The organism is Streptomyces pathocidini (genome assembly GCF_001418495.1).
In the GTDB taxonomy this organism is placed as follows: Bacteria; Actinomycetota; Actinomycetes; order Streptomycetales; family Streptomycetaceae; genus Streptomyces; species Streptomyces pathocidini.
Genome location: NZ_LIQY01000146.1, coordinates 1 through 9,114, shown reverse-complemented (window position 1 = coordinate 9,114; position 9,114 = coordinate 1). Strand labels below are relative to the sequence as shown.

General features: G+C 73.6%; 7 protein-coding genes. 4 read left to right on the top strand and 3 right to left on the bottom strand.

Annotated features, from left to right (window positions below; genetic code table 11):
- Positions 1 to 101: 101 nt before the first annotated feature.
- Together AOK16_RS09115 and AOK16_RS09110 are read right to left on the bottom strand one after the other, a co-directional pair.
- Positions 102 to 368, bottom strand: a complete 267-nt coding sequence (locus tag AOK16_RS09115; protein ID WP_055471738.1) for a DUF2277 domain-containing protein — start codon at positions 366 to 368, stop codon at positions 102 to 104.
- A 40-nt stretch (positions 369 to 408) separates the two neighbouring features.
- The gene (locus AOK16_RS09110) at positions 409 to 1,164 is read right to left on the bottom strand and encodes a MerR family transcriptional regulator (protein WP_055471737.1); all 756 of its coding nucleotides are present in this window, start codon (positions 1,162 to 1,164) and stop codon (positions 409 to 411) included.
- A 160-nt stretch (positions 1,165 to 1,324) separates the two neighbouring features.
- On the opposite strand from AOK16_RS09110, the gene AOK16_RS09105 reads away from it, so the two are divergent.
- The 4 genes from AOK16_RS09105 to AOK16_RS09090 all read left to right on the top strand — a co-directional run bounded on the left by AOK16_RS09105 (position 1,325) and on the right by AOK16_RS09090 (position 5,321).
- Positions 1,325 to 2,902 carry a flavin-containing monooxygenase gene (locus AOK16_RS09105; protein WP_055471736.1) on the top strand — a complete coding sequence of 526 codons (1,578 nt, stop codon included), beginning with the start codon at positions 1,325 to 1,327 and terminating at the stop codon, positions 2,900 to 2,902.
- Positions 2,899 to 4,002: an alpha/beta fold hydrolase gene (locus AOK16_RS09100; protein WP_240483472.1), complete on the top strand. Its 1,104-nt coding sequence runs from the start codon at positions 2,899 to 2,901 to the stop codon at positions 4,000 to 4,002. Before AOK16_RS09105 ends, AOK16_RS09100 begins: the two co-directional genes overlap by 4 nt.
- Positions 3,999 to 4,892, top strand: a complete 894-nt coding sequence (locus AOK16_RS09095; protein WP_055471735.1) for an SDR family oxidoreductase — start codon at positions 3,999 to 4,001, stop codon at positions 4,890 to 4,892. The genes AOK16_RS09100 and AOK16_RS09095 overlap by 4 nt, the downstream gene beginning before the upstream one ends.
- Before the next feature lie 195 nt (positions 4,893 to 5,087).
- Positions 5,088 to 5,321: a hypothetical protein gene (locus AOK16_RS09090; RefSeq protein WP_055471734.1), complete on the top strand. Its 234-nt coding sequence runs from the start codon at positions 5,088 to 5,090 to the stop codon at positions 5,319 to 5,321.
- Positions 5,322 to 5,516: 195 nt separating this feature from the next.
- Here AOK16_RS09090 and AOK16_RS09085 read toward each other — a convergent pair whose 3' ends face one another.
- Positions 5,517 to 8,855: a S41 family peptidase gene (locus AOK16_RS09085; RefSeq protein ID WP_055471733.1), complete on the bottom strand. Its 3,339-nt coding sequence runs from the start codon at positions 8,853 to 8,855 to the stop codon at positions 5,517 to 5,519.
- Between the last annotated feature and the right edge of the window lie 259 nt (positions 8,856 to 9,114).

The window sequence follows — 9,114 nt, the reverse complement described above, 5'->3', positions numbered from 1 at the left end:
GCGTCGACGGTGGGGGCAGCGAGGGCGGCGGCGGGGGCTTCGGCGGTGGGGGCGTGATGCTGCGTCCTCCGCGACTGCGCGCCCCTGCCGGCTGACTCCGGCTAACCCGCCGCCGTCCGGCTCCGCGCGCCGGAGCCCGAGCCGGCGCCCGAATGCGAACCCGAGCCCCGTACCACCAGGTGCGCGAGCAGGTGTTCCGTGGCCTGGGCCACCGCCTCCACCGCCTCGTCGAAGACCGCCTGGTTGTGGGCGGCCGGGTGGTGGAAGCCGGAGACCTTGCGGACGTACTGGAGCGCGGCGGCGTGGATGTCGGCGTCGCCGACCTGTTCCGTCACCGGCGGGCGGAGGGTCTTGATGCTGCGGCACATGCCCCCAGTGTGCGCCCGTCTCGGGCCGGGTGCGCCCGCCTCAGGCGTTTCGGGCCCGTTCCTCCAGCCAGGCGGCGATGCCCGCCCGGAGGCGGCGGTCCATCGCCATCGACAGTTCCGCCTCCACCACGCCCCCGGCCACCGGCCGGAGCTGCTCGATGGTGGCGCCGAGCTCCCCGGCCTCCGGGCGTACGTGGGCGGTGACCAGGTCGGTGAAGAGCGCGGCCAGGGCCTCGACGTGGGCGCGTACCTCGCGGGCCGCGGACAGGACGGTGGCGAGCGGCACGCCCTGGTCCACGAGCGCGCTGGACGCGTCCAGCAGGCGGCGGCTGACGTGCACGACCTCGTCGCCGTCGACCGCCACGTAGCCGAGGTCGAGCGCGGCCGCGAGGTTCTCCGGGGTCACCTCGCCGGTGAAGTAGTCGGCCAGGGCCTCGGGGGAGAGGCGGACCGGGGTCTCCTGGGACCAGCCCGGGAACTCCGGGCCCCGGCCGGCCATCTCGCTCTCCAGGCCGAGGAGTTCGCCGACGTCCCGGCCCTTGTCGAACGCGGCGAGCAGCTCCGCGATCCCGCCGAGCGTGTGCCCGCGCTCCAGCATCGCGGCGATCGTGCGCAGCCGCGCCAGGTGGTGCTCGTCGTACCAGGCGATCCGGCCCTCGCGGCGCGGGGCGGGCAGCAGTTTGCGCTCGCGGTAGAAGCGCAGGGTGCGCACGGTGATGCCCGCCGCCTCGGCGAGTTCGGCCGTGCGGTACTCGCGGCCCTCCGCCGCTTCCTCCGCTGCGCCTGACGTCTCCACGCCCGCAGCTTATGCGTACGGAACGGGCCGGACCGCGGGTGCGACCGCAGGTAACTTCCGTACGCGCGCCCCCTACCCATGAGTACGGCCCTGCTCTACGCTCCCGAATCGTGCCAGTGAACGCTGGCGCGGTCCGGGGCGGGCATTGGGAGGCGGCGGCATGGCCGAACAGGACGCGGTGGGGCGGCGGGACACGGCGGTACGGGGCCGCGAACACGTACGCGTGGCGGTGATCGGCTCCGGGTTCGGGGGCCTGGGAGCCGCGGTCCGGCTGCGCCGTGAGGGCATCACCGACTTCGTCGTGCTGGAGCGGGCCGGGGCGGTCGGCGGCACCTGGCGGGACAACAGCTACCCGGGGTGCGCGTGCGACGTGCCCTCGCACCTGTACTCGTTCTCCTTCGCGCCCAACCCCGAGTGGCCGCGCAACTTCTCCGGCCAGCCGCACATCCGCGCGTACCTGGAGCGCGTCACCGACACCTTCGGGCTGCGGCCGTACATCCGCTTCAACTGCGAGGTCACCTCGCTGCGTTGGAACGCCGGCGCGCTCCACTGGGAGGTCGGGACGGGGCAGGGGCCGCTCACCGCCGATGTCGTGGTGTCCGCCACCGGGCCGCTGTCCGACCCGCGGATCCCGGACATCCCGGGTCTCGACTCCTTCCCCGGCAAGGTCTTCCACTCCTCGCGCTGGGACCACGACTACGACCTGCGCGGCAAGCGGGTCGCGGTGATCGGCACGGGGGCCTCGGCGATCCAGATCGTGCCCGCCATCCAGCCGGAGGTCGAGCGGCTGACTCTGTTCCAGCGCACCCCGGCCTGGGTGCTGCCGCGCATGGACCGGCCGATCAGCGCCTTCGAGCGCCGGCTGCACGTGCGCGTGCCCGCCACCCGCGCGCTGCGCAGGGGACTGCTGTGGGGGATCCGCGAGCTCCAGGTCGGCGCGTTCACCAAGCGGCCGAACGAGCTCGGGCTCATCCAGGCGCTCGCCAAGTCCCATCTGCGCAAGGCCGTCAAGGACCCGGCGACGCGCGCCGCGCTCACCCCGGACTACCGCATCGGCTGCAAGCGCATCCTGCTGTCCAACGACTTCTATCCGGCGCTCGCGCGGCCGAACACCGATCTGGTTGCGTCGGGCCTGAAAGAGGTTCACGGCTCGGCCCTGGTTGCCGCGGACGGTACGGAGGTTCACGCCGACGCGATCGTCTTCGGTACCGGCTTCCGCGTCATCGACATGCCGATCGCCCAGCGCGTCACCGGAGCCAACGGCACGACGCTGGCCGAGGAGTGGCAGGACGGGATGGCGGCGCTGCGCGGGGCGAGCGCGGCCGGGTTCCCCAACTTCCTCACGATCATCGGGCCCAACACCGGCCTGGGGAACAGCTCGATGATCCTCATCATCGAGGCCCAGCTGAACTACCTCGCCGACTACCTCCGGCAGCTCACCGCCCTGTCCGCCGACGGCGGCAGGGCCGCGCTGGACGCCCGCCCCTCGGCCGTCAACGCCTGGAACCGGCACCTCCAGGACCGGATGCGGCGCACCGTCTGGAACACCGGCTGCGACAGCTGGTACCTGGACGCGAACGGGCGCAACACGACCGTCTGGCCGGGGACGACCGGCGAGTTCCGGAAGGTGACCCGGCGGGTGGACCTGGCCGAGTACGCGGTGCTGCGCGCCACCGGCGACCAGGACCCGACCGACCCGAACCGCACGGCAGTCGACACCGAGGAGGCCGTCGCATGAGCCGCCCGCTCAAGCACATCCAGCGCGCCGGACACGTCACGTCCGGCCCGTACGCCCCGCCCTCGCCCACTCGCGAGCTGGCCGCCACCTCGGCCGACGGGTCCCGGCTGCACATCGCGGTGCACGGGCCCGAGGACGCGCCCGCCGTCGTCCTCGCGCACGGCTGGACCTGCTCGATCGCCTTCTGGGCGCCCGTCGTGCGCGCGCTGGCCGGCGACCACCGCGTCATCGCGTACGACCAGCGCGGCCACGGCCGCAGCCCCGCCGCTCCGCCCGGCGGCTACAGCACCGAAGCGTTGGCCGACGACCTCGAAGCGGTGCTCGGCGCGGTGCTCGCGCCGGGCGAACGGGCCGTACTCGCCGGGCACTCCATGGGCGGCATGACCCTCATGGCGGCCTCGGGGCGCACGGCCGTGCGCGAGTGTACGGCGGCGGTCCTGCTGTGCAGCACGGGCAGTTCGCGGCTGCTCGAGGACGCCAGGGTCGTACCGCTGCGCGGGGAGCGCGCACGGACGCGGGCGCACCGCCTGATCCTCGGCTCGTCCGCCCCACTGGGCCCGGTCACGCCGCTGGCCAAGCGGATCCTCAAGTACGGGACCATGGGGCCCGGTTCGGCGCCCGACATGGTCGAGGCGTGCGCGCGGATCGTGCACGCCTGCCCGCGCAGTGTGCGCGCCGCCTGGGCGCACGTCCTGGACGGTATCGATCTGGACGCGGCGGTACGGCAGTTGGCCGCGCCGACCGCGGTCGTCGTCGGCACGGCCGACCGGCTCACGCCGCCCGTCCACGCCCGGCGGCTGGCCGCGGCGCTGCCCGACTGCCGGGGCGTCACCGAGCTCCCCGGCCTCGGCCACATGGCGCCGGTGGAGGCGCCGGACGCGGTGGCGGGGGAGATCCGGGGGCTCGTACGCGATCACCTGGCCGTGCCCGGTGGCGTCCCCGGTCCGCTCGCGCGCCCCGAGGACGAGCCCCGCACGGCTCCGGAGCATCGGCCCCGTACGAGCCCCGGGAGCCGCCCGGTCGAGGCCGCAGCCGAGGCCACGGCCACGGCTGAAGCCACCGCCAAGGCCGAGGCCACCGCCAAGGAGGAGACATCGTGAGCGCACGCGGCAGTCTCAAGGGGCGGGTCGCCGTGGTGACCGGCGCGGCGCGCGGCGTCGGCGAAGCGCTGGCGCGCCGGCTCGCCGCGCGCGGGGCGCGCATCGCGCTGATCGGGCTGGAGCCGGAGGCGCTGGAGCGGATCGCGGGGGAACTGCCCACCGACTCCGCCCACTGGCACGCCGACGTCACCGACGCGGACACGATGGAGCGGGTCGCGCGGGAGGTGAGGGAGCGGTTCGGGGCGGTCGACGTCGTCGTGGCCAACGCCGGGGTGGCGCAGGGCGGGCCGTTCCTGGACTCCGACGCGCGCACCTGGAACCGGGTCGTCGAGGTCAACCTGCTCGGCAGTGCCGTGACCGCGCGGGCGTTCCTGCCCGCACTGCTGGAGAGCCGCGGCTATCTGCTGCAGATCGCCTCGCTGGCCGCGGTGACGCCCGCGCCGATGATGTCCGCGTACTGCGCGTCCAAGTCGGGCGTCGAGGCGTTCGCGCACTGCCTGCGCGCCGAGGTGGCGCACCGCGGGGTCAAGGTCGGGGTGGGGTACCTGAGTTGGACCGACACCGACATGGTGCGCGGGGCCGACGAGGACGAGGTGATGCGGGAGTTGCGGCAGCGGCTGCCCTGGCCGTCGAACCGGACGTATCCGCTCGGCCCTGCCGTAGAGCGGATAGCCGCCGGGATCGAGCGGCGGGCCTCGCATGTGTACGGGCAGGGGTGGTTGCGTGGCATGCAGGGCATGCGCGGGTATCTGCCGGGGATCATCGCGGCCGTCGGATCCCGCGAGATGCGTCGCTTCGAGCCCCGCCTCGCCGCGACCCGCGCGACCCGTGCGGGCCTGGTGGGCGCGGGCGGCGCGGCGGACGAGAAGGCGCGGGCGCGACAGGGTTGAGCTGCGGGGCCGAGCAACGGGGGCCGAGCCGCAGGGCTGAGTTGCGGGGGCTGAGCAACGGGGTTGAGTCACGGGGCAGAGTCAGGGCTGAGCTGCGGGGCATTACGTTCCGTTATGTCGAAAATGCGAAGTGTGTCTGCTCGTGTCACTCTGATGGGGGCCCAACCCCCCTTCACCCAACGAGGAGTGACTTAGATGGGCATCAAGGACCAGTTCCAGGACAAGGCGCAGTCGATGCAGGAGCGCCAGCAGGGTCAGCGCGGCGGTCAGGAGCAGCCCGAGCGGGGCCAGCGCCAGAACCCGCAGCACCCCCAGAACCCGCAGCGCCCGCAAGACGCCCGTGAGCGTGCCGAGCAGGCCCGCGAGAAGGCCGCGCAGCGCAGCGGCCAGCGGAGCTTCGAGGACGTCCAGGACGAGTTCGACCGCTGACGTCGACCAGGACGCTCCAGCGCGTTGCGCACACCGCGCTGTGAAGCTGTGAAGGGGCGCAGCCCGCAAGGGTTGCGCCCCTTCACAGCGCGCGCCGACACCTCCCACGCGTCCGCGCGCGCTGCCCCCCACGCGCCCACACCCGTCGGCACCGTGCCGGGCCACCCCATCCGGCGTCCCACCGGGCCAACCCCCTTACCGAGGCGGCAACTTGGGCCTCCGCAAGTCCGGCACCCGCGAAAGGTCAGGCGGGTTCTTCACCGGTCGGGTCTCCAGCAGTTCGAGCGCCAGCTCCACCGCGTCGTCCAGCTGCCGGTGCCGCCCCTCGGCCCAGTCCAGCGGGGTGCGGTCGATCTCGATATCCGGTTCGACACCGTGGTTCTCGACCCCCCACCCGTACGCGTCGAACCAGGCCGCGTTCATCGGCACCGTGATCACCGTGCCGTCGCCCAGCCGGTGGCGGCCGGTCATCCCGACCACGCCGCCCCAGGTCCGCAGCCCTACCACAGGCCCCAGGCCGAGGAGTTTGAACGCGGCGGTGATCATGTCGCCGTCGGAGGAGGTCATCTCGTCCGCGAGCGCTACGACCGGCCCGCGTGGCGCGTTCGAGGCGTACGAGACAGGCCGCGCGTCGCGGGTCAGGTCCCAGCCCAGGACCGTGCGGGTGAGCTTCTCGACCACCAACTCGCTGATGTTGCCGCCCGCGTTGCCGCGCACGTCCACGATCAGCGCGTCCTTCGCCATCTCCATCCGCAGGTCGCGGTTGAACTGCGCCCAGCCGGAGCCGCCCATGTCGGGGATGTGCAGATAGCCGCAGCGGCCGCCGCTCAACTCCCGTACGACCTCGCGCCGTTTGGCCACCCAGTCCTGGTAGCGCAGCGGCCGCTCGTCGACCAGCGGCACGACGGCGACGCGCCGGGCCGGGCCCTCGCCCCCGGCGGGGGAGAAGGTCAGCTCCACGGTCGTGCCGCCCGCCGCCGTCAGCAGCGGGTACGGGCCCGCCACCGGGTCCACCGGCCGCCCGTCCACGTGCGTGAGGACCGCGCCCTCGCGGATGCCGGAGCCCGCGAGCGGCGAGCGGGCGCGGGAGTCGGAGGACTCGCCGGACAGGATGCGCGCCACCTGCCACGCACCGTCCTTGGTGTGCGCGAAGTTGGCGCCCAGCAGGCCGATCGCCCGCTGGTAGTGCGGCGGGCCCTCGCTGCGCCGGGCCGGGGCGACGTACGCGTGGGAGGTGCCCAACTCGCCCAGCACCTCCCGCAGCAGATCCGCGAACTCGTCGGGGGAGGCGACCCGTTCGACCAGCGGTCGGTACTGTTCCAGCACTCCGTCCCAGTCCACCCCGCACATCCCCGGGTCCCAGAAGTACGCGCGGATGATGCGGCCCGCCTCCGCGTACGCCTGCCGCCACTCCGACTCCGGGTCCGCCTGGTGCATGATGCGGCGCAGGTCCAGGTGGACGGTCGAGTCGCTGTCGCCGCTCTCGGTCGCCGGGACGGCCCGCAGGTCCTCGTCCTCGCTGACGACCAGCCGCCCACCGTCGCCGCTGACCGCGAACCAGTCCAGATCCGCGACCAGTTCGGTGCGCTTGGCCTTCGCCACGTCGAAGAACTCCAGCGTGGGCTTGCCCGAGGTGTCGGCCGGGTTGGCGAACGTCTCGCCGAGCGCGCCCGAGATCGGCCAGCGCAGCCAGACCAGGCCGCCGCCCGCGACCGGGTGCAGCGAGGAGTACTTCGAGGCGGCCACCGGGAACGGCGTCACCCGGCTCGCCAGGCCCTCGACCTCCACCATCACGTGCCCGTCGCCGTCCCCCGACGCGTCGATCTCGCCCGGGTCGAGACCGCCGCTCGCCGTGCGCCCCTCTGCGGACAGCGCGAACGGCGAGGGCGTCGCGGAGGACAGCAGGACGAGATGGGGGCGGCAGCCGAGGGGGAAGGACAGGTCGCCGGTGTGCACGTCGTAGACGGGGTCGAAGCCGCGCCAGGAGAGGAACGCGAGATAGCGGCCGTCGCGGGTGAAGACCGGCTGCTCGTCCTCGAAGCGGCCGTTGGTCACGTCGATGACCGTGCCGTCGGTCAGCCGCGCCAGCCTGATCTGGCGCAGGGTGCGGCCGATGCCGGGGTGGGACCAGGTGAGCCAGCCGGAGTCGGGGGAGAAGGCCAGGTCGCGGACGGGGCCGTTCTCGGACCGGACGATCTCGACGATCTCCACGTCCTCGCCCGCGGCGTTCCCGGCGTCCCCGGCCTTCCCAGCGACCTCGGCGTCCCCGGGGTCCCCCGCGGTCTCCTCGTCCTCCGTCGGGTCGACGATCAGCAGCCGCCCGTCGTGCGTGGCGACGGCCAGCAACTCGCCGTCCTGGGAGGCGATCAGCTCGTGCACCCGGCCCAGGCGGCCCGCGGCGATCCGGCGCGGTGGGCGCGCCCCGCTGGCCCGCGGCAGGTCCGCGATCTCGATCGCGTCCTCACCCTCGGCGTCGGTGACGTAGGCGACCTTCCCCGTCGAGCCCAGCATCTCGGGGAACCGCACGCGTACGCCCGGGGTGTCGGTGATCGTACGGGCCGGGCCGTCGCGGTGGGTCAGCCAGTACAGGCTGCCGCGCACGCACACCGCGCTCGCCCGGCCGGTGGCGTCCACGGACAGCGAGTCGACGTGGGCGGCGGCCGGGATCTGGTACGCGCGCCGCCCGGCGCGCGGGCCGCCGAGGCGGACGTCCAGCTTCCGCGGCTCGCCGCCGGGCGACAGATCCTCGGCCAGCCACAGGTCGCCCGCGCACTGGTAGACGACGCGGGTGCCGTCGGAGGACGCGTGCCGGGCGTAGAAGCGGTCGTGGTCGGTGTGGCGGCGCAGGTCGGTGCCGTCGTGGCGGCAGGAGTAGAGATTGCCGATGCCCTCGTGGTCGGAGAGGAAGGCGATCCGGTCGCCCACGAACATCGGGCAGTCCAGATGGCCGCCCAGGTCCGGCAGTAGCCGCTCGCACTGGAGGTAGAGACGGCCGGTGGCGCCGCCCCGGTAGCGCTTCCAGGAGGCGGGCTCGTGCGGCGGCTTGCCGGTCAGCAGCAGGGTCAGGTGCTCGCCGCCGAGGTCGGCGACCGCGATGGAGGACAGCGGCCCCCAGGGCAGGCGCCCGCCGGGCGAGCCGTCGGTGGGCACCTTGTAACCCCACGAGAAGTACGAGAACGGCTGCCCGTGCGAGGCCACGGCGAGGATGTTCCCGTCCGGGTCCCAGCCGCAGACGCGGGTGTCGGTGGAGCCCCAGTAGGTCAGGCGCCGGGCGGGGCCGCCGTCGGCCGGCGCGAGATGGATCTCGGGGTCCAGGCTGCGCCAGTTCGTGTACGCGATGTGGCGGCCGTCGGGGGAGAACCGCGGATGGCCGACGCGGGTTCGGTCCACGGTCAGCCGGTGCGCATGCTCCGCCCGTTCGCCTTCCGCGGGAACAGGGGCCACCCAGAGGTCGTCCTCCGCCACGAAGCAGATCAGATCGCCGTGAATATCCGGGAACCGGAGGTATGCGCCGATATCACTCACCTCCCCCATGTTTCGACCGGGTCGACCGGGCGGCAAGTCGTGGCCGGTCCTTGCCCGGCTGGGGTCACCGTGTCCTCAAGCGCCGGACGGGCTGGAAGACCAGCCCGTCCGGCGCTTGAGGACGAGCCCGCCAGGGCGATGTGAGGGGCGGATGCGCAGCCCCAGCAGCTATGCGGTGCCGTGGGGAACGCCCCGGCCCGAGCCACCGCCACCGCGTGGCCAAATAGTTTGCCGGTGTTCCGACCGACAGGTGATGATCTGCGCATGG